This window comes from Pyxidicoccus sp. MSG2, assembly GCF_026626705.1.
Taxonomy (GTDB): domain Bacteria; phylum Myxococcota; class Myxococcia; order Myxococcales; family Myxococcaceae; genus Myxococcus.
The window spans coordinates 481137-501406 of sequence record NZ_JAPNKC010000001.1 but is presented as its reverse complement, the minus strand read 5'-3'; the positions used below and the strand labels follow the sequence as shown (position 1 = coordinate 501406).

At 70.6% G+C, this 20270-nt stretch carries 14 protein-coding genes; 10 read left to right on the top strand and 4 right to left on the bottom strand.

The window, feature by feature from the left end:
* Window positions 1-17: 17 nt before the first annotated feature.
* From OV427_RS02150 to OV427_RS02140, 3 genes are all read left to right on the top strand, one after another.
* Window positions 18-2390, top strand: a complete 2373-nt coding sequence (locus tag OV427_RS02150) for a WD40/YVTN/BNR-like repeat-containing protein (RefSeq protein WP_267854446.1) — start codon at window positions 18-20, stop codon at window positions 2388-2390.
* A gap of 219 nt (window positions 2391-2609) precedes the next feature.
* A complete protein-coding gene (locus OV427_RS02145; protein ID WP_267854445.1) occupies window positions 2610-3314 on the top strand; it encodes a hypothetical protein in 705 nt (234 codons plus the stop codon).
* Window positions 3315-3414: 100 nt separating this feature from the next.
* Window positions 3415-4896, top strand: a complete 1482-nt coding sequence (locus tag OV427_RS02140; RefSeq protein ID WP_267854444.1) for an amino acid permease — start codon at window positions 3415-3417, stop codon at window positions 4894-4896.
* Between the two features lie 8 nt (window positions 4897-4904).
* On the opposite strand, the gene OV427_RS02135 is transcribed toward OV427_RS02140, so the two are convergent.
* A complete protein-coding gene (locus OV427_RS02135; protein WP_267854443.1) occupies window positions 4905-5372 on the bottom strand; it encodes a carbonic anhydrase in 468 nt (155 codons plus the stop codon).
* Window positions 5373-5552: 180 nt separating this feature from the next.
* Between OV427_RS02135 and OV427_RS02130 the strand changes: the two genes are divergently transcribed.
* The 5 genes from OV427_RS02130 (at window position 5553) to OV427_RS02110 (ending at window position 10849) form a co-directional block, all read left to right on the top strand.
* Window positions 5553-6182: a peptidylprolyl isomerase gene (locus tag OV427_RS02130; protein WP_267854442.1), complete on the top strand. Its 630-nt coding sequence runs from the start codon at window positions 5553-5555 to the stop codon at window positions 6180-6182.
* A 148-nt stretch (window positions 6183-6330) separates the two neighbouring features.
* A complete protein-coding gene (locus OV427_RS02125; RefSeq protein WP_267854441.1) occupies window positions 6331-8700 on the top strand; it encodes an arylsulfatase in 2370 nt (789 codons plus the stop codon).
* Between the two features lie 133 nt (window positions 8701-8833).
* Window positions 8834-9004, top strand: coding sequence for a hypothetical protein (locus OV427_RS02120; protein ID WP_267854440.1), 171 nt, complete (start codon window positions 8834-8836; stop codon window positions 9002-9004).
* 58 nt (window positions 9005-9062) lie between these two features.
* Window positions 9063-10118, top strand: a complete 1056-nt coding sequence (locus OV427_RS02115) for an MBL fold metallo-hydrolase (protein ID WP_267854439.1) — start codon at window positions 9063-9065, stop codon at window positions 10116-10118.
* Between the two features lie 149 nt (window positions 10119-10267).
* Window positions 10268-10849: a HupE/UreJ family protein gene (locus OV427_RS02110; protein WP_267854438.1), complete on the top strand. Its 582-nt coding sequence runs from the start codon at window positions 10268-10270 to the stop codon at window positions 10847-10849.
* A gap of 15 nt (window positions 10850-10864) precedes the next feature.
* On the opposite strand, the gene OV427_RS02105 is transcribed toward OV427_RS02110, so the two are convergent.
* Window positions 10865-12514, bottom strand: coding sequence for a serine/threonine-protein kinase (locus OV427_RS02105; protein ID WP_267854437.1), 1650 nt, complete (start codon window positions 12512-12514; stop codon window positions 10865-10867).
* 97 nt (window positions 12515-12611) lie between these two features.
* Here OV427_RS02105 and OV427_RS02100 point away from each other — a divergent pair, with 97 nt between their 5' ends.
* The gene (locus OV427_RS02100) at window positions 12612-13559 is read left to right on the top strand and encodes a D-2-hydroxyacid dehydrogenase family protein (protein WP_267854436.1); all 948 of its coding nucleotides are present in this window, start codon (window positions 12612-12614) and stop codon (window positions 13557-13559) included.
* Between the two features lie 67 nt (window positions 13560-13626).
* Here OV427_RS02100 and OV427_RS02095 read toward each other — a convergent pair whose 3' ends face one another.
* Window positions 13627-15285, bottom strand: a complete 1659-nt coding sequence (locus OV427_RS02095) for a M14 family zinc carboxypeptidase (RefSeq protein ID WP_267854435.1) — start codon at window positions 15283-15285, stop codon at window positions 13627-13629.
* A 344-nt stretch (window positions 15286-15629) separates the two neighbouring features.
* On the opposite strand from OV427_RS02095, the gene OV427_RS02090 reads away from it, so the two are divergent.
* Window positions 15630-18710, top strand: a complete 3081-nt coding sequence (locus OV427_RS02090; RefSeq protein WP_267854434.1) for an ATP-binding protein — start codon at window positions 15630-15632, stop codon at window positions 18708-18710.
* On the opposite strand, the gene OV427_RS02085 is transcribed toward OV427_RS02090, so the two are convergent.
* Window positions 18707-19900 (bottom strand): hypothetical protein, encoded by a 1194-nt coding sequence (locus OV427_RS02085; protein WP_267854433.1) that lies wholly within the window; start codon window positions 19898-19900, stop codon window positions 18707-18709. The two genes, OV427_RS02090 and OV427_RS02085, sit on opposite strands and share 4 nt — an antisense overlap.
* Window positions 19901-20270: the final 370 nt, after the last annotated feature.

Here is a 20270-nt window from a genome sequence, read left to right as displayed (position 1 = left end):
ACCTCGCAGGAGCACGGATGTCCCAGCTCAAGAAATGGCAGCGGTTGGTTGCGGCAGCGGTGGTGGTCATGAGTGGCGCGTCGTTGGCGGGGGAGAAGGACGACCCCAACGCGCGCAAGCGGGCGATGGACGAGTGGTACAACGAGTCCTACGCGAAGCCGCACGGCAAGGGGCTGCGCAAGGGGGGCCCGTGGTCGCCCTCGTTCCGCAAGTTCATGAATGACGCGGCGGCGAAGGAGCGCGCGAAGTACGCCTCCCTGCTGCCGGGCACCAGCACGAGCATCACCGCGTCGGGTGACCCGACGGCGTCCATCGCCGCCACGGGCACGACGTGGGTGAACATCGGCCCCACCAAGGCCAACTACATGCAGAACGGCAGCACCAGCCTGAACAAGACGGACGCGGGCCGCGTGCGCGACATCATCGTCGACAAGAACAACCCCTCCATCATCTATGTGGCCTTCTCTGGCGGCGGCGTCTGGAAGACCACCGACGGTGGCACCACCTGGACTCCCAGGTCGGAGACGCTGGGCAGCCTGTCCACGGGCTCGCTGGCCATCGACCCGAACAACAGCAACACCCTGTACCTGGGCCTCGGCGACCCGTTCGACGGCACGGGCCTGGGCCTGGTGAAGTCCACCGACGGCGGGAACACCTGGTTCACGCCGGTGTATCTGGGCGCCGCCACGGAGATTGCCGACCTCATCGTCGCGCCGGGCGACAGCAACGTCGTCCTGGCGGCCACCAGCGCGGGCCTGTTCCGCTCGGTGGACGCGGGCGCCACCTGGTCCTCCATCTCCATGAGCACCGGCTTCGCCGGGGCGCCCTACGGCTGGTCGATTGAGTGGACCGGCGGCACGAAGTTCGTCGCCAGCGTCGACGCGGACCCGCTCGCCGCCAGCGGCACGTACCAGGGGCAGATCTGGGCCTCCAGCGACAACGGGGCCACGTGGACGCGCGCCACGGGCGTGACGGCCAGCGCGGGCCTGGAGCGCATCACCGTCGCCGCGGCGCCGTCCAACCGGAACACCGTCTACGCGCTGGCCGCCAACCCCAGCGGCGACCTGGCGGACATCTTCAAGTCCACCAACGGCGGCACCACGTGGACCGCGCTGTCCGCCGGTGCCAAGCGCTACAAGAATGGCAACGCGGAGGGGCGCACCGTCAGCACCCTCTTCAATACCCAGGGCTGGTACGACCAGTTGCTCATCGTCAGCCCCACGAACCCGAACCTCGTGTTCTTCGGCGGCGCGCTGCACCTGGCGAAGACCACCGACGGTGGCTCGACGTACTCCCAGGTCTCCAACTGGCTGGGGCAGTTCTCCCTGCCGTACGTGCACGCGGACTTCCACGCGGCGACCTTCGACCCCACGGGCACGAAGCTCTACATCGGCAATGACGGCGGCATCTTCTTCTCCACCGACGGCGGCGCCACCTTCAGCGACTCGATGAACGTGGGCATCGCCTCGCACCTCATCTACGACATCGGCATCTCCGGGGCGAACCGCAACGCCGTCATCGCGGGCCTGCAGGACAACGGCACCCGCGTGCGCGTCAGCAACACCGCCGTCTACAACCAGGAGATTGGCGGCGACGGGTTCGACTGCGAAATCCACCCCACCAACGGGAACCTGATGCTCGGCTCGCTGTACTACGCGCGCATCCAGCGCAGCACCGACGGCGGCCTCAACTGGGTGTCCGCGTGCAGCGGCATCACCGAGTGCAACAACAGCAGCACCGCGCCGTTCACCACCCGCCTGGCCCTGGGGCTCGCGGACGCCACGGGCAACACCGTCTACACGCACTCGAACACCAAGGTGTACAAGTCCACGAACTTCGGCAGCGCGTGGACGGCGCTCGGCGTCAGCGGCCTGCCCACCACCAACCTGTTCATCCGCAACGTGGCCGCGGCGAAGTCCAACGCGAGCGTCGTCGGCGTGGTCGCCAGCGGCGGCCGCGTGTTCCTGTCGAGCAACGGCGGCTCCACCTGGACGACGCCCGCGGCGCTGCCCAACAACGGCCTGAGCCTGAGCGACATCACCTTCGACCCGGCCGACCACAACATCCTCTACGTGGGCTCGGTGGCCCCGGACGGGACGAAGAACCACCTGTGGAAGTCCACGGACTTCGGCGCCAGCTGGACGGCCATCGAGAACGGCCTGCCCGCGGGCGTGCCGGTGAATACCGTCACCGTGGACCCCGGCAGCAGCGCCACGCTGTACGCCGCCACGCACCTGGGCGTGTACCGCTCCACCGACGCGGGCGCCTCGTGGACGCGCTTCGGCGCCGGCATGCCGCTCGTCGAGGTGACGGACGTGCAGGTGCTCCCGGACTCCAGCCTGGTGCGCGCCGCCACGTTCGGCCGCTCCGTCTGGGAGCTGCAGCCGTAGTCCCCGGTGAGTCCTGACGGAAGTCCCTGGGGGCCCGGACCGCGAAACGTCCGGGCCCCTTCTTCGTGGGGGCTGTGTAGGTCTTGCGACTTCACGGGCCGTGGGAGCGCACTCCTGGGCCCTCGAATGACCAGGCCGGGGATGCGAATAAAGTAGGGCTGCTCCCGTCCATCTTCCCGAACGCGACAACGGGCCCTAGCGCCCCCGAGGACACACCCCATGAACCGCTTCTCTTCCGCACTGGTCGCCGCCCTCCTCCTTGCCGGCAGTGCCCAGGCCGCCGACTCCCGCCGCAACCGCACGGAGCGCGCCCAGGACCACCAGGAGCTGCGACAGGACCGCCGCGAGCAGCGGGACGACAAGCGCGACGTGCAGGAGCTGCAGGCCGTGCTCGCGCGCTTCGACGCCGCGTGGGCGCGACGGAGCGAGCGGGACATGGTCGCGGTGGAGAACACGCTGCGCGGGCTGCTGCGGGCGGAGCTGGCGGAGAGCCACGCGGAGCTGGCGTCGGACGTGCGCGAGGCGCGCCGCAGCGAGCGCGAGCTGCGCTCCGAGCAGTGGGAGGCGCGGGACGACGCCGGGTGGCGCCGGAGCGCGGCGTACCGGAATGACCGCCGCGACGTGCGCGATGACCGCCGCGACGTGCGTGATGACCGCCGCGACGCGCGGGTGGAGGCCGCCGCGCTGCGCTCGCGCCAGGTGATTGCCCGGGAGCTGGCCCAGCTGGAGGGGCAGCGGCGGGGTGGGGCGCTCAACCACAAGCGCGCTCTCATCGTGGAGCTCATCGAGCTGGGACAGCAGGAGCTGAACCAGGGGCGGCAGGAGCTGCGCGAGGACCGGCGTGAGCAGCGGGAGGACCGCCACGAGCGGCGCGAGGACCGCCGCACCCAGGTGGCCCCGCGCCAGGACTGGCGCCGCGGGTAGTCACCGGGAAGCCCGAAAGGCGCCCCCTCGTTTGACACTCGCCCGTGACGGCCGCACACGGCGCTTCCGCTGGGAGAGGCGCCGGTGTTGACTGCCGCGCATGGGTATCTGGTCGAAGAAGAGCATCGCCCAGCTCCAGGGCCAGGATGGCGAGGGGCACGAGCTGCGCCGCACCCTCACGGGCGTCCATCTGGCGCTGCTGGGCGTGGGCGCCATCATCGGCTCGGGCATCTTCGTGGTGACGGGGACGGCGGCGGCCCAGCACTCCGGGCCGGCCATCACCCTGGCCTTCATCCTCGCGGGCGTGGGCTGCCTCTTCGCGGGGCTGTGCTACGCGGAGTTCGCGGCGATGATTCCCGTCGCCGGCAGCGCCTACACCTACGGCTACGCCACGATGGGCGAGTTGGTGGCCTGGGTCATCGGCTGGGACCTCATCCTCGAGTACCTCTTCGCCTCCTCCGCGGTGGCGGTGGGCTGGGCCGGCTACCTCACGTCGTTCCTGCGCGACTACCTGCACGTGGACCTGCCGGCGGCGTTCATCTCCGCGCCCTTCGAGGTGGCGGCGGGCTCGCACGTGCCGCACCTCACCGGCGCCATCGTCAACCTGCCGGCGGCGCTGCTGGTGGGGCTGCTGACGGTGATGCTCTGCGTGGGCGTGCAGGAGTCCGCGCGGGTCAACAACATCATCGTCGTCGTGAAGGTGGCGGTGGTGCTGCTGGTCATCGGCTTCGGGGCCTTCTACGTGGAGCCCGCCAACTGGACGCCCTTCATCCCGGAGAACACGGGCCACTTCGGTGAGTACGGCTGGAGCGGCGTGCTGGCGGGTGCGGGCGTCATCTTCTTCGCCTTCATCGGCTTCGACGCCGTGTCCACCGCCGCGCAGGAGACGCGCAACCCGCAGAAGGACCTGCCGGTGGGAATCCTGGGCTCGCTCGCCATCTGCACGGTGCTGTACGTGCTGATGTCGGGGGTGATGACGGGGCTGGCGCACTACAGCACCCTCAACGTACCGGAGCCCGTGTATCTGGCCATCTCCAAGGCGGGCCCGGCGCTCAACTGGCTGCGGCCCATCGTCAGCCTGGGGGCCATCGCCGGCCTGGCCTCGGTGGTGCTCGTCATGTTGATGGGCCAGCCGCGCATCTTCTACGCCATGTCGCGCGACGGCCTCCTGCCGCCCTTCTTCTCCCACGTGCACCCGCGCTTCAAGACGCCGTACGCGGCCACGCTGCTGACGGGCGCGGTGTCCATGGCGGTGGCGGGGCTTTTCCCCATCGGCCTGCTGGGGCGTCTCGTCTCCATCGGCACGCTGTTCGCCTTCGTCATCGTCTGCGGCGGCGTGCTGGTGTTGCGCTACCGCAGCCCGGAGCTGCCCCGGCCCTTCCGCACGCCGTTCGTCCCGGTGGTGCCGGTGCTGGGCATCCTCATCTGCGTGGCGCTGATGGTGGGGCTGGGGCTGGACACGTGGCTGCGCCTGGTGGTGTGGCTGGCCATCGGCCTCGCCATCTACTTCGGGTATGGCCGCAAGCACTCGCGCATCGGCCATGCGGAGCGCGCCGCCGCGCCGCCGGGCGGCCGGCTCTAGCGCGCCCGCTACGCCTTCAGCGACACGGGCTCGAAGTGGATGCGCGTGTCGTGGGGGCGGGTGAAGTAGAGGCGCACGTGGATGCCGGGGTAGGCCTTCTGCAGTTCCTCGGCGGCGTGGCGCAGGTCCGTGAGCTGCTGCTCCGCGATGAAGTCCGGGCCCATGCTGCCGTGCCGGGCCCCGTAGTAGCCGCAGCCCGCGTGGGCCAACAGCAGCACCTCGGTGATGTGGTGGCCCTCGATGAGGAAGCGCGCGGCGCGGGTGACGACATCGCTCTCCAGGTAGTCCGCCACCCAGCGGTTGAGCAGGCCGGGGCCTCCGGGAATCGTCAGCGTGTCGATGCGCTCGTGCCCCAGGTGCTGCGCGAGGTCCTCGACGGCATCCGTGAAGCGTCCGTCGGAGCAGTAGACGGCCAGCACCGTCGGGTGCGTGTGCTCGTAGGGGACGCGGGAGACGAAGGTCGTTTCTTCGGACATGCCACCCACTCTAAAGAGCTTCAGGTCACGAGATAAACAATCCCGCTCATGAAGGGTGCGGCATGAGCCGCGGCGTGCCGGGACTGCTGGGAAGGATACGCGGGGAGGGGGATTTCCTGGCCCTTCGCCTCCTCCGGCGGGCATCGTACGCGGGCCCGTCCTCCTGCCCTGGTGCCGCCCATGAAGACGTTTGCCTCCGCCTGTCTCGCCGTGTTGCTCACCCTTCCCGCCGCCGCGCTCGCCGCGCCGAAGAAGGGCGGCAAGCCTCAAGCCCCCAAGTCGGTGCGGGTGTTGCTGCAGACGGAGAAGGGCGACATCGAAATCGAGCTCGACGAGGCCCGCGCGCCGAAGACGGTGCGCAACTTCCTCATGTACCTGGACGCGGGCCTCTACGAGGGCGGCGTGTTCCACCGCACGGTGACGCCGGACAACCAGCCGAACAGCCCGGTGAAGATTGAAGTCATCCAGGCCGGCATCAACCCCGCGCGCCAGTCCGAGGACAAGGCGCCCATTCCACTGGAGCGCACGAAGGACACCGGCCTGAAGCACGTGGACGGCGCCCTCTCCATGGCGCGTGACACGCCGGACACCGCGACGTCGGACTTCTTCATCTGTCTCGGTGACCAGCCGGAGCTGGACTTCGGTGGCAAGCGCAACCCGGACGGGCAGGGCTTCGCCGCGTTCGGAAGGGTGGTGAAGGGCATGGACGTGGTGCGCGCCATCCAGAAGTCGCCGCGCACCGAGCAGAAGCTCACGCCGCCGGTGAGGATTCTCAAGGCCACGCGCCTGGCGACGCCCACGAAGGGCTGAACGCCCCTCCCCGGGGGGCGGGGGAAACGGGGTGGCAACAGCCAGCCCGTTGCCACCGCCCGCCTTGTGAGGCACGGGACTGACGCCCATCTCTTCCTTCATGCCCGCCAGCCGCATTCCCCGCGGCGGGCACCGCGAGGTTCGTGAGATGGCCAGGAAGCCCCGGTTCCCCAGGAAGATTGACCGCAACGTCTACCCGCGCCCGGAGTACCGTTTTCCCAACGTCCGCATCGGCCTGACCTACAAGGACTCGAAGGCGGACTTCCCCATGCCGCCCGAGGCTCCGGAGGGCGCGCCCAACGTGCTCGTCGTCCTTTTGGACGACGTGGGCTACGGCTGGTCGAGCGCCTTCGGCGGGCGGGTGGAGATGCCCGTCGCCGAGCGCCTGGCGCGGGGCGGTCTCAAGTACTGCCAGTTCCACACCACGGCGCTGTGTTCGCCTACTCGCGCGGCGCTGCTCACGGGCCGCAACCACCACAGCGCCTCCTCGGGCAACATCGGCGAGCTGGCCACGGGCTTCCCCGGCTACACCGGCATCATCCCGAAGAGCACCGCCACCATCGCCGAATTGCTGCACGAGAATGGCTATGGCTGCGGCTGGTGGGGGAAGAACCACAACGTCCCCGACAACCAGACGAGTGCGGCCGGCCCCTTCGACAACTGGCCCACGCAGCGGGGGTTCGACTACTTCTACGGCTTCATCGGTGGCGAGACGGACCAGTTCTACCCGGCGCTCTACCGGGGCACCGAGCCCGTGGAGGCGGACCGCACGGCAGAGGAGGGCTACCACCTCACGCGCGACCTGGCCGACGACTGCATCTCCTGGATGCGCCAGCAGAAGTCGATTGCGCCCCAGCGTCCGCTGTTCCTCTACTTCGCGCCCGGCGCCGCCCATGCGCCGCACCAGCCGCCGCTCGACTGGCGGGGCCGCCACCAGGGGAAGTTCGACATGGGCTGGGATGCGTACCGCCGCGAGGTGCACCAGCGGCAGCTCGAGCTGGGCGTCATCCCCCCGGGTACGAAGCTCACCGAGCGCCCGGCGGAGATTCCCGCGTGGGACTCGTTCGACGCGGACCCGCAGCGGCTCTTCACGCGGATGATGGAGAACTACGCGGACTTCCTCTCCCACGCGGACCACGAGGTGGGCCGGGTCGTCCAGGCGCTGGATGACCTGGGCCAGTTGGAGAACACCCTCGTCCTCTACATCATCGGGGACAACGGCTCGAGCGCGGAGGGCACGCTGACGGGCACCATCAACGAGATGCTGACCCTGGGCGGCTACCAGCCCGACCCCGAACAGAGCCTCTCCCGCATCGACGACATCGGGCTGCCCGGGACGTCGCCGCACTACCCCGTCGGCTGGGCCTGGGCGGGGGACACGCCGTTCCAGTGGACCAAGCAGGTGGCCTCGCACTTCGGAGGTACGCGCAACCCGATGATTGTCTCGTGGCCGAAGGAGATTTCGGACGCGGGAGGCACGCGCTTCCAGTTCCACCACGCCATCGACATCCTGCCCACCGTCCTGGAGGTGGTGGGCATCAGCGAGCCCACCCAGGTGAAGGGCGTGCCCCAGAAGCCCATTGAAGGCGTGAGCCTGGCGTACACCTTCGCGCCGGAGGCCACGGACGCGCCGAGCCCCCGCGTCACCCAGTACTTCGAGATGTTCGGCAACCGGGCGCTGTACCACGATGGCTGGATGGCCTCGTGCCGCCATGGGCGGCTGCCCTGGGAGAACGTCGGCTCGAAGGACTTCTCCGAGGACCGCTGGGAGCTGTACGACGTCCGCAACGACTTCAGCCAGGCGGAGGACCTGGCGGACCAGCACCCGGACAAGCTCCGCGAGCTCCAGGACCTCTTCATGGTGGAGGCGGCGAAGTACAACGTCCTGCCCCTCGATGACCGGTTCATCGAGCGCGCGGACGTCACGCTCCGGCCGAGCTGGTTCTACGGGCGCAAGCGCGTGACGTTCTACCCGGGCATGACGTTCCTCCCGGAGGGCAGCGCGCCCAAGCTGAACAACGTGACGCACACCATCACCGTGGGGGCGGAGATTCCGGAGGGTGGCGCGGAGGGCGTGCTGGTCTGCGAGGGCGGAGACGTGGGCGGCTGGTCGCTGTACGTGAAGGACCGTCGGCTCGTGTACCACTACAACTTCTTCGACGTGGAGCGGCACGAGGCCGTCTCGTCCATCGAGGTGCCGGCGGGCCGCGTGGAGCTGCGGGCGGTGTTCCTCAACGAGACGGACATCCTGGGGGGACCCGCGACGGTGCGGCTGTTCATCAACGGTGAGGACGTGGGGCAGGTCCGCATCCCCAGGCAGTGCCGCGGGCGCTTCAGCGTCGAGTGCCTGGATGTCGGCATGGACAACCGCGCCCCCGTCAGCCCGGCCTACCGGCACCTCATGCCCTTCGCCTTCACGGGGCGGATTGAGCATGTCACCTTCGACTTCGACCTGGAGGTGGCCAACCGCGAGCTGACGCCGAATGAGCGGCTGGCGCAGCACGTGAAACTGGACTGACGCAGGGCTCCAGGTCCGCCGTGCACCGTGAAGGCTCGCGGGCGCACGGCGGGCCGGCCGCCGGGCTTCGGGCATGTCCCTACATGCACATGATGCGGGTGGGTGTGAGCGCCACCCCATGAGGAGCCAGCCCATGAAGAACAAGAGCTTCCCCGGCAGGCCGTCGACGTCGAGCTGGCAGCCGCCCTGGCCGAAGCGGCGGGGCAACCCGGTCTCGAAGATGACGAAGGTGGCGGGGAGGCGGATTGGGGGCGCGCTGCGGGCGGAGCAGGCCCGCCAGCAGAAGCGCAAGGACAGCCGGTAACACACTTCTTTACACAGGCCGTCTAGCCAGGCACCGCGCGAGCCGTTAGACACGCGTCATGTCTCTCTCAGGACTCCGACTCGAGCGGGCGCGTGCCTCCCGGCAGTTCGCGGATGGCCTCTTCCGCAACACCGCGCCCGTGGGCGCGGGCCTCCAGGGCAACCCGCTGCCGCTGCTCGGCGAGTACTTCTTCGGCGGCGCCCAGCGCACGCCCCCCGCGCCCCTGCCACTGGAGAGCCCGCTGGACGCATGGACGCGCAAGCCGGACAGCGGCTTCCGGGTGACGTGGCTGGGCCACAGCACCATGCTCCTGGAACTGGACGGCGCGCGCATCCTGACGGACCCCGTCTGGGGCGAGCGCGCCTCGCCCATGTCCTTCGCCGGGCCCAGGCGCTTCCACCCCGCGCCGGTGCCGCTGGAGGCCCTGCCGAAGCTGGACGCGGTGCTGGTGTCGCACGACCACTACGACCACCTGTGCCGCGCCACCATCACCGCGCTGGCGAAGCTGCGCGTGCCCTTCGTCACCGCGCTGGGCGTGGGCGCGCGCCTGGAGGCGTACGGCGTGGCCCCGGAGCTCATCACCGAGCTGGACTGGTGGGAGGAGACTCGCGTGGGCCCGGTGGGCTTCACCGCCGCCCCTTCGCAGCACTTCTCCGGCCGTGGCCTGGGAGACAGGAACACGACGCTCTGGGCTTCCTGGGTGCTGACCACCGACAAGCACCGCGTCTTCTTCAGCGGCGACACCGGGCTGACGTCGGAGTTCGAGGAGATTGGCCGCCGTCACGGCCCCTTCGACCTGGTGATGCTGGAGGTGGGCGCCTTCCACCCGAGCTGGGGCGGCATCCACCTGGGCCCGGAGAACGCGCTCAAGGCGCACGCCATGCTCGGCGGCGGCACGCTGATGCCGGTGCACTGGGGCACCTTCAACCTGGCGCTGCACGCCTGGGACGAGCCGGCGGAGACGCTGCTGCGCCTCGCGTCCGAGCAGCAGGTGCGCCTCTTCACGCCGCGCCTGGGCTCCGCCGTCGAGCCCGCCCACGTGGAGCTGGCGACGCCGTGGTGGCGCGAGGTGGCCCCGGTGGAGCTGGCGATGCGGCCCGCGACGGGCGGGTAGGGCGCTCCATTCCCGCCGGGCCCCGGGGGCTCCCGGTTGGCTGATAGGCCGGCACTATCAAGACCATCCAAACGATGTCTTGGCGGATATCAGCCCCGGGCCGCATCCTTTCCCTGTTCCCCGGTGGGAAAGGAGCCGTCCCGATGGTCATGGCGCTGGCAGGTCTGGGTTCAGGTGCACTCCACGCGCTCTCGGGGCCGGACCATCTGCTCAGCCTCGCGCCGCTGTCGGTGGGACGGCGCCAGGGGGCGTGGCGGGTCGGCCTGCTCTGGGGCATCGGCCATGGGCTGGGGACGCTCGCCGCGTCGGCGGTGCTGCTCCTGGTCCTCTCCACGGTGCACCTGCAAGGGGTCGAGCGCTGGGCCGAGCGGGTGGCCGCCCTCGCCCTGATGGGCATGGGCCTCTGGGGCCTGAAGCGGCGCGCGCTCACCGGGCCTTCCGGGGCCGAGACGCGCAACGTGCTCACGGTGGGACTGGTGCACGGCCTCACGGGCGCGGCGGCGCTGCTGCTCATCCTGCCCGCGGCGGTGTCCGGCTCGCGCGCGGACCAGGTGCTCTACCTGGGAGGCTTCTCCGTCGGCAGCACCGTGGCCATGGCGGGGCTCACGGCCGGCATCGCCAGCTTCTCGCTGAAGCGCCGGTTCTCCGCGGCGGTGAGCGCGCGGGTGCCGAAGCTGGCGTCCGCCCTCTCCATCGTCCTGGGGAGCGCCTGGATGGTCGGCAGCCTGTGAGAGACCCCGCCGCGCTCAGGTGCCATGGCGCCGGCTCGGGCGGGTCTTCGCGGTGGCGTCCGACTCCTGTGTCTCCGCGTCGGCGTCCTCCACGGGGAGGGGCATGGCGGGCGTGGGCGCGTCGTCGGGTCTGCGCGCCAGCACGTCGCGGATGGCGTGGGCCAGCGCGGTCTGTCCCTGGGGGTAGGGTGCCACGGGCGCGGGCAGCGCGCGGAGCAGGTCTTCCACGTGGCTGCCGCGCTGGGGGCGGTCCTCCGGGAGGGCCTGGAGCAGCGCCATGACGACGGCATCCACCTCCGGGGGGACCTCCCGGCGCATCTTGGAGGGAGGCGGCAGGCTCCTCACCGCCTCCATGAGCGCGGTTCGCGTCACGTGCTCCGTGCCCCGCAGGGTGCGGCGCCCCGTCAGGGCCTCATGCAGCGTCAGTCCCAGCGCGAACAGGTCCACGCGTCCGTCGAGCGCTTCGCCCGAGAGCTGCTCGGGCGCCATGTAGTCCGTCTTCCCGCGCACGTGGCCCAGGCGGGTGACGGGCGCGTGGGTGACGGCCCGGGCGATGCCGAAGTCGCTGAGCTTCACGTCGCCGATGCGGGACAGCAGGACGTTGGGCGGGTTGATGTCGCGGTGGACGAGGTTGAGCGGCAGGCCCTCGCGCGAGGTGCGCCGGTGCACGTAGTCGAGCGCCGACGCCAGCTCCGAGCCCAGGTACATGACGGCGGCCACGGGGAGCGGCCCGTATTGCTTGATGAGCTGGCGCAGCGACAGCCCATCCACGTGCTCCATGGCGATGAAGTGCGTGTTGTCCAGGCGGCCCACGTCCAGCACCTGGACGATGTTGGGGTGCTGGAGGAGGGAGCCCAGCTCGGCCTCCCGGCGGAACAGGGCGATGAACTGCGGGTCCTCCGCATAGGCCGGGAGGATGCGCTTCACGGCCACCGTCTTCTCGATGCCGCCCTCGGGGCTGTACGTCGCCCGGAAGACCTCCGCCATGCCTCCGGCGCCCAGGCGCTCGTGGAGGAAGTAGCGGCCCAGCAATTCCTGCTGGCGGATGGCGCGCAGCGCCTCCTCGGCCATGGCCCGGAACTGGGCGGCGAAGAGCCAGGCGAGCCAGCCCACCACCACGATGTAGATGGCCCGCAGCAGGATCATGGGGGGCGACAGCATCAGCGGTATCGGCGTGGGCAGGAGCGGGTACGCGACGAAGACGTAGAGCAGCACCAGCTCCGCGGCGGTGAGCCCCGCCGCGAAGAGAGGAAAGCGCGCGTCCGAGCGGAGGGCCGACGCCATGATGGCGGCCGAGGCGATGACGAGGTTGGGACTGGACAGCGCCATGTCCGGGCCCGCGAAGGCGATGTCCACCAGGAACAAGATGCCGACCAGCGAGTTCTCGATGGCGACGTTGAGCCACAGGAGCGCGGCCGACGGCTCCGTCTTCCGCAACCGGCGGTGGACCCACGCGTAATAGGCGGCGAAGCCCGCGACGACGGCCGCGAGCGTCGTGGCATGGCGCCAGCCCAGGAGCAGCCCGAAGCCCAACGTGGACAGGACACACGCGGCGGCCACCCGGCTGATGAACCGGGCCAGCGTCGCCTCTCGCGAGGCCGCGCCCTGCCGCAGGTGTTCCTGGAGCAGCTTGGGCGCGATGGGAGTGGACCGCGATGGGCGCATGGAGCGTTCCATGTGGAGACCGCAAAACACGATACTCCAGACAGCAGGGTTCGCCTATGCGCCGGGCCGGTGGGTGGGGTAGGCGAGGGGTATGCCAATGAACATCGCCATCCTGGATGACTACCAGGGCGTGGCCCTGGGCCTCGCGGATTGGGCGCGGCTACCGGCGGGAAGTGGGCTCCACGTCTTCGAGCGGCACCTCGCGGACCCCGAGGCGTTGGTGGCGGCGCTCCAGCCCTTCGACGTCATCGTCCTCATGCGCGAGCGCACGCCGTTCCCCGCCGCGCTCCTCGAGCGGCTGCCGAAGCTGCGGCTGCTTGTCACCACGGGTGGGCGCAACGCGGCCATCGACTTGGAGGCGTGCCGGGCGCGCGGCATCCCCGTGTGCGGCACGGGCAACGTGGGCGCGCCGACGGCGGAGCTGGCCTGGGGGCTCATCCTCGCGCTGGTGAAGCGCATCCCCACGGAGGACCGCGCACTGCGCGCCGGCACCTGGCAGACCGGGCTCACGGAAGGCCTGGCTGGAAAGCGACTGGGACTGCTCGGGCTGGGGAAGCTCGGCGGACAGATGGCGAGGGTGGGTGCGGCCTTCGGCATGGAGGTGGTGGCCTGGAGTCAGAATCTCACCGACGCGCGCGCGGCGGAGGTGGGCGCGAGGCGCGTGGAGAAGCAGGAATTGTTCTCCACGGCCGACGTCGTCAGCCTGCACCTCGTCCTCGGGGAGCGGACGCGAGGCGTGGTGGGGGCGACGGAGCTGGGCGCCATGAAGCGCACGGCCTGGTTCATCAACACCGCTCGCGCGGGGCTGGTGGACGATGCGGCGCTGCTGTCCGTGCTGGGGCAGCAGCGCATCGCCGGGGCCGGGCTGGATGTCTTCTCGGTGGAGCCGCTGCCGGCGGGCCACCCACTGCTCGCGCTGTCCAACGTCGTGCTGACGCCGCACCTGGGCTACGTGACGCGGGAGAACTACGCCGTCTTCTACCGCGACGCGCTGGAGGACATCCTCGCCTGGCACGCTGGCGCGCCGGTGCGGCTGCTCACCTGAGTCGGCGCGGTGGCGGCCTCCACCGCGCGCTGGGCGCCGGGCCCTCGAAGGTGAGGGCCCGACGCCGTCACTCCGCCTTCTTCGGCGCGGCGGCGGACTCCACCACGCGGTGGATGGGGTACAGCTCTCCGGTGGTGAGCATTCCGTCGAGGAACTGCCAGCGGCACAGGCCGTCATCGGAGTGCGGCTCCAGCAGGTACACCGCGAGCGTGCCGGTGCGCTGCGCGGTGGGCACGTGCAGTGTCCCCGCGGGGAACTCGCGCGTGCCGCGCTCGGGGGCCACGGTGAGCACGGTCTCGAAGCGCACGGGCTTGGGCTTCTGGCTGAGGGGCACCTCCGCCTCGCCGGGCGGAGGCACGTTCGCCGCCACGTCGGGGCTGAAGGTCTCCTCGCGCCGGGCGATGCGGTAGCTGTCCACCGTGAAGCGCTTCGCCTCGGACAGGCGCTCGAAGCGGATGCCGTGTCCCTCCAGGCGCGCGGCCAGCTCCGCCGGGACCAGGTACGCCGTCGGGGTGCTCACCGCCTGCGTGGGGATGAACGTCCGGTGGTGGGGGATGCGGTAGGTCTTCTTCTTCTTTCCCGGGTAGCGGCGCGCGGCGATGCTCGCCTCGTCGTAGGCGAGGACGGGGGCCACGTCGCCGGGCTTCGCGTGGGCGGGGTACTCGAAGACGAGCGCGCCCTGGTCGTCACGCGTGGCGACGCCGTAGTTGATGCCCACGAGCGCCTGCGGGTCTGGCGACTCGCCGCGCGCGACGATGCGCTCCTCCTCGGCGGCGGTGATGGCGCGGTAGGCGGTGGCGTGCTTCGCGGCGTCACGCAGCAACTCCAGCAGCCACGCCCGCGCCACCGCGCAGCGGCGCGGGAAGTCGATGTAGCTGTATGTCTCCAGCAGCACGTCGATGCGGCCCAGCAGGCCCCGGTAGTGGCTGCCGAAGCGGGGCAGCGCCGGGTACGTGTGCCAGCCCGACTTCGGGTCGCCCTCCACCTTGTAGTTGCCGTACCAGTAGCTGTCGAAGTCGTGGCCCTTCTTCACCGCCTTCGCCACGCGCTCCAGCATGCCGCGGTTGAACTCGCGCAGCTCCGTGAAGAGCGGCTCGTTGGAGTGCGAGGTGTCGAAGGTGAGGTCGCAGGCGTGGATGCTGCCGTCGGTGGTGTGGCAGTCGATGAACACGTGCGGCCACCACGTCTGGTGGAACGCCGCGAGCGCGCGAGTCTCCGGCGCCTCCTGCTTCATGCTGTCGCGGTTGAGGTTCCAGCCCTCGCCCGTGTAGCGCATGCCCACGCCGCCCTCGGGGTTCACCTGTCCCTCGAGGTCCTTCAGGTTGAGCTTGCGGTTGTTGGGGCTGATGCGGTCATTGCCATCCGGGTTGAAGTTCGGAACGAGCACGAGGCACAGCCGGTCCAGCAGCTTCTTGCCCAGCTTCGTGAGCGTGAGGTCCCGGGCGAGGGCGAGCAGCGCCTCCTTGCCCTCCACTTCACCCGCGTGGATGTTGGCCTCCACCAGCACGATGACCTTCTTCTGCTTGCGCGCCAGCTCGGGCGTGAAGCAGTTGCGGTCGCTCACGATGAGTGACACCAGGGGCTGTCCCTCGCCGCTCTTCCCGAAGTCCACGCGCCGCGCGAGCTTCGTGCGGCGGCACAGCTCGTCCACGAAGGCGAGCACATCCGAGTGACGCGAGGTCTGCGTGTACTTCGAGGCTTCGGCGCGGGTGAGCAGCTCAGTCATATGGGCGCGCATCCGAGTCCTCCCCGCACATCACGTCAAGCACTTGCGCGCGGTGGCGCCGGCCCACCGTGCCTGACGCTTCGCGCCACGCGCCGGCCTCCCTGGACGCATGTTGTCACTGGTGCACAGAGCGCTCGGCCCACGGGGTTGGCAGGACAGTGGGAGTGAGGAATTTGGCTCTCACCATGCTCCACGTCCGTGCGTTGTTCGGGTTGTCGACGTTGCTCGTGTTGCTCGGAGGACGCATGCCCGAGGCCGGGGCGCAGACCTCCGCGCCGGTGACGGTCCGCCCTGGGAAACCACGGATTGTTCTCGGACGCGCCAACCGTTAAGTCGGAGGAGTCATGTCCTCTGCTCCCCGTTCACCCCTGCTGCCTCCAGCGCCTGAACGGGAGACGGCGGAGGCCGAGGAGCCGGGCCCCGCGGGGGAGGGGCCCGACGTCGCGCCCCCCGCGGTCCTCCTGGTGGACGACAACCCGGCCAACCTCCTGGCGCTGGAGGTCGTCCTCGCCCCATTGCAGGTTCGGCTGCACAAGGCCGCTTCGGGCCGCGAGGCGCTGCGCCACCTGATGCGGGAGGACTACGCCGTCATCCTCCTGGACGTGCAGATGGAGGGGCTGAGCGGCCTGGAGACGGCCGCGCTCATCAAGCAGCGCGAGCGCTCCCGCGAGGTGCCCATCATCTTCATCACCGCACACACGTGGACGCAGCAGGAGGTGCTCGCGGCCTACGGCTCCGGCGCGGTGGACTTCCTCACCAAGCCCTTCGTGCCCCAGGTGCTCTGCGCGAAGGTGGCTGTCTTCATCGAGCTGTATCGTGCCCGCCAGGACATCCGGCGGCAGGCGGTGCTGTTCCAGGCCCGGGAGCGAGAGCTGCTGGAGCGCTCCCACCAGGAGCACCTGCACCGCATCTTCATGCAGCAGTCGTCGGCGGCCATCGCCATCACCCGGGGCCCCGACTTCGTCTTCGAGTTCGCCAACCCCCTCTACGAGAAGCTCATCGGCCGCCGCGTTCCGCTCGGCAGCCCCCTCTCGGAAGTGGCGCCGGAGGTCCTCTCGCAGCCCACGGTGATGTCGGCGCTGCGCCGCGTGCTGGAGTCGGGGGAGCCCTTCGTGGGCACGGAGTTCACGGTGCTGCTGGACCGCCATGGCACCGGCGAGCTGGAGGAGTCCTTCTTCAACCTCACCTATCAACCCACGTGGGACGCCCGGGGGAAGGTGGACGGCCTCATCACGTTCTCCGTGGACGTGACGGAGCAGGTGCGTGCCCGCCACCGCGCCGAGTCGCTCGCGAGGGACTTGAAGCGCAACTCGGAGCAACTGGCGCGGTGGGACCAGCTCTTCCACCACGCGGGCTGGGGCATCGCGAGCACGGACCCGGAGACCTGGCGCATCAACGCGGCCAACCCCGCCTTCGCCCGCATGCACGGGTACGACGGCCCCGAGCAGCTGCTCGGAGTGCACGTCCAGGAGATTGTCGCCCCCGACTCCTTCGCCAGCTATCGCGCCGAGCTGGAGCGGACCCTCGAGCAGGGCCACCATACCTACGAGAACGTCCACGTCCGCAGGGACGGCAGCCGCGTCCCCATCCTCGTGGACGGGGTGGCGCTGAAGGACGAGCACGGCCACGTCACCTACCGGGCCGCGAGCTTCCAGGACCTGACCGAGCGCAAGGAGTCCGAGGACCGCTTCGCCCTCCTCGCGCGGGCCGGCGAGGTGCTGGCGTCCTCGCTGGACGAGGGGACGGTGCTCCAGCGCCTCGCGGAGCTCGCGGTGCCGCGGCTCGCGGACTGGTGCGCGGTGGACATGCTCACGGAGCGGGGCACCGTGGAGCGGCGGGTGGTGGTGCACAAGGACCCGGAGAAGGTGGCGCTGGCCTTCGAGGTTGCCCGCCGCTGGCCCATCGACGTGAGCGCCCACGGCGGCATCGCCGAGGTGCTGCGGACGGGCGAGCCCCTGTGCCTCCCGGAGATTCCGGACGAGGCCCTGCCGGCGCTCGCGCGCGGCGAGGAGCACCTGGCCCTGAGCCGGAAGCTCGGCCTTCGCTCCAGCCTCAGCGTGCCCCTCCAGGCGCGAGGCCGGGTGCTGGGGGCCTTCTCGCTCACCATCGAGTCGGGCCCCCGGCGCTACGGGCCCAGGGACCTGGAGCTGGCGCGCGAGCTCGCCCGCCGCGCGAGCCTCTGCCTGGACAATGCCCTCCTGTTCCGGGAGTCGAAGGAGGCCCAGGCGCGCACCGAGCGGCTGCAGGGCATCACCGCCGCGCTGTCGCGGGCCGCGTCGGAGGAGGAGATGGCGGAGGTCATCATCCACGAGGGACTCCAGTCCACGCAGGCCCAGCGGGGCGCCTTCCTGCAACTGCGGGACGGCACGCTGCGCTGGGTGCGCCACTTCGGCTACAACGACGTGCTCATCGCCACCATGAAGCCGAGGGTGCTGGAGCAGTCCGCGGGGCTGGCCGCGGTGGTGAGGGATCGGGTGCCCCTGTGGTGCTCCACTCGCGAGGAGTACATGGCCAGCGTGCCGGAGGTGGACGCCACCGCCGAGGAGCTCGGCGAGGGTGCGCGGGCCCTGCTGCCGCTGGCGACGGAGCACCGGGTGCTCGGGCTCATCGCGCTGCGCTGGACGGAGTCACGGGCCTTCCGGCCGCAGGAGAAGGCCTTCCTGGTGGCGCTCACGCGGCAGTGCGCCCAGGCGCTGGAGCGCGCGGAGCTGTACCGGGCCGCCCAGGCGGCGGTCCGCCTGCGCGACGAGTTCCTCTCGGTGGCGAGCCATGAGCTGAAGACGCCGCTCACGTCGCTGCGCCTGCAGCACACGCTCATCCAGCGGGCCGTGGAGGAGGGGGTGGCCGACAAGGTCCGCGTGAGGATGGCGGCGGCCTCGCGGCAGGTGGACCGGCTCGCCTCGCTGGTGGACAGCCTGCTGGACGTGAGCCGGCTGTCGCTGGGCAAGCTCGCGCTGGAGCTGTCGGAGGTGGACCTGTCGCAGGTGGTGAGGGACGCCCACGAGCGGCTGGAAGCGGTGTTCGCCCAGGCGGAATGTGAGGTGCACCTGTCGCTGGGGACGGAGGTGCGTGGGCAGTGGGATGGCTCCCGGCTGGAGCAGGTGGTGGTGAACCTCCTCTCCAACGCGGCGAAGTACGGCGCCGGCAGGCCCGTCTCCATCGAGGTGGACCTGGACGAGGGCCAGGCCCGCCTGCGCGTGCGCGACGAGGGCATCGGCATCGCCGCCGAGACGCTCCCCCGCCTCTTCGGCCGCTTCGAGCGGGGCGTCTCCGAGCGCAACTACGGCGGCCTGGGCCTGGGGCTCTACATCTCCCGGCAGATTGTCGAGGCCATGGGCGGCACCATCGACGTGCGCAGCGAGCTGGGGCAGGGCGCGCTCTTCACGGTGCGGCTGCCGCTGGGACGGCGCCCCGGGACGGCCTAGTAGCGGCTGGCGCCGACGGGGCGCCGCGGCGTGCCGAACCTGGCGACGCGGAACGCAATCTCCACCTGGAGGTAGTTGCGGTGGATGCGCTCCGCCTCGATGCCCGCGTTGATGTTCTGCTCGACGACGACGTCCGCGCCGAGGATGTGGTTGTACGTCAGCCCCAGGCGGACGCCGCCGAAGTCGACGCCGAACTGCGGGGCCACGCCGAAGAACGTGCCGCCGGACTGGTTGAGGCCCGCGCCCTCCACGCTCGCGGCCACGCTCTGATTCGCGAGCATGTACATGCCGGCGCCCACGCCCACGAACGGGCGCACCCCGTGGCGGCCGAGGAGGAACTCGCCTTTGACGAGCGTCGCCGCTGAAGCCCCTGCCGAGAACGACGTGGTCCCCCGCGCCGCGATGCTGCCGCCCATCGTCACGCCACCGTCGAACCGGAAGCCCGCGGCGAGGGAGTCGGTGATGTTCCACTTCGGCTCGACCGCGGCGCCGAAGCCCGCCGCTCCCGAGCCGGGGACATAGAGGCCCGTCAGCCCGGTGTGGATGACGACGAGCGGCTGCTGCCGGGCCTCGAACACATTGGACGGGGCCTCCGGCTCCAGGGACGCCACGGGCTCACGCTCACGGGGCGCCTGGGGCACGGGAGGGCTGCTCACGCGCTCCGGCTCTGGAGGCGGTGCCGCGGGGGCACGCGCAACCCTGGGCTCGGGCTCGGGCGCGGGCGTGGGTTGCGGCGCTGCCGCCGCCTGGGCCTTCCTGGCCTCCTCCAGCTTCACGGCCTCGGTGAGGACCTCCTGCGCCATCACCGTGACGCCCCGGTCGCTGAGCCGCGGGTTGACGAACTCGTAGGACAGCTGCGTCCGGAGCCTCGGCTCGGCCCGTGTCTGGAGGACGTACACGAGCTGGTACTTCGTCCCGTTGCGCCCCAGCTTGCCTCCCACCAGCAGGTCCGCGTCCTCCAGCGCGCCCGGAGCCACCAGCGTGGCCCGGCCCTTGTCGAGCGCGAGGGCCTGCGTGAGCCCGTAGGCGGTGCGGTCCTGCAGGGTCTGCGCGCTCAGGTCGGGGACGTCGGTCACCGCGCTGTCGAAGCGCGCGAGCTGGAGGCGCAGCGGGGACGCGAAGACGCACAGGGGCAACAGGGTCGCAGCCAGCACGAAGCCAGCGTGCGCCCGGGGGGAGGGACGGCGCATGGGGAGAAGTCCTTGGGGAAGGAGCGTTGCGCCCCCTGGACGGACAGCCCGCGCGGATATTCACGCCCTTCGTGCGGGCAGGCAGCCGGCCACGGGCTGCGAAAAATGGTGAGCCCGGCCAGGGTGTCCTCCTGACCGGGCTCGGGGTGCTGCCATGGATGAGGTCCGCACGTTTGAAGTCTCCGCTTCAGGTTGAGACCTCGCGTCCTGCGATTGAACGACCGCCGCGCAAGGCGGATGGAGCGGCGGGCTGGAATTGCACCAGCATCTCGAGGGGGCGAGCGGAAACGGTTGATCGGACCTGCGACAGCGAATGCTGAGTCTGGAGTCAGAGTCTGATTCTGGGGTGCTTCGCGCTCCCTGGCTGTCG

Bases quoted from the DNA above. Each gene is read 5' to 3' on its own strand.
- OV427_RS02130 (WP_267854442.1), top strand. From the start codon at position 5,553: ATGAAGACGTTTGCCTCCGCCTGTCTCGCCGTGTTGCTCACCCTTCCC.
- OV427_RS02120 (WP_267854440.1), top strand. From the start codon at position 8,834: ATGAAGAACAAGAGCTTCCCCGGCAGGCCGTCGACGTCGAGCTGGCAG.
- OV427_RS02090 (WP_267854434.1), top strand. From the start codon at position 15,630: ATGTCCTCTGCTCCCCGTTCACCCCTGCTGCCTCCAGCGCCTGAACGG.
- OV427_RS02110 (WP_267854438.1), top strand. From the start codon at position 10,268: ATGGCGCTGGCAGGTCTGGGTTCAGGTGCACTCCACGCGCTCTCGGGG.
- OV427_RS02150 (WP_267854446.1), top strand. From the start codon at position 18: ATGTCCCAGCTCAAGAAATGGCAGCGGTTGGTTGCGGCAGCGGTGGTG.
- OV427_RS02100 (WP_267854436.1), top strand. From the start codon at position 12,612: ATGAACATCGCCATCCTGGATGACTACCAGGGCGTGGCCCTGGGCCTC.
- OV427_RS02085 (WP_267854433.1), bottom strand. From the start codon at position 19,900: ATGCGCCGTCCCTCCCCCCGGGCGCACGCTGGCTTCGTGCTGGCTGCG.
- OV427_RS02105 (WP_267854437.1), bottom strand. From the start codon at position 12,514: ATGCGCCCATCGCGGTCCACTCCCATCGCGCCCAAGCTGCTCCAGGAA.
- OV427_RS02135 (WP_267854443.1), bottom strand. From the start codon at position 5,372: ATGTCCGAAGAAACGACCTTCGTCTCCCGCGTCCCCTACGAGCACACG.
- OV427_RS02095 (WP_267854435.1), bottom strand. From the start codon at position 15,285: ATGACTGAGCTGCTCACCCGCGCCGAAGCCTCGAAGTACACGCAGACC.
- OV427_RS02125 (WP_267854441.1), top strand. From the start codon at position 6,331: ATGGCCAGGAAGCCCCGGTTCCCCAGGAAGATTGACCGCAACGTCTAC.
- OV427_RS02115 (WP_267854439.1), top strand. From the start codon at position 9,063: ATGTCTCTCTCAGGACTCCGACTCGAGCGGGCGCGTGCCTCCCGGCAG.
- OV427_RS02140 (WP_267854444.1), top strand. From the start codon at position 3,415: ATGGGTATCTGGTCGAAGAAGAGCATCGCCCAGCTCCAGGGCCAGGAT.
- OV427_RS02145 (WP_267854445.1), top strand. From the start codon at position 2,610: ATGAACCGCTTCTCTTCCGCACTGGTCGCCGCCCTCCTCCTTGCCGGC.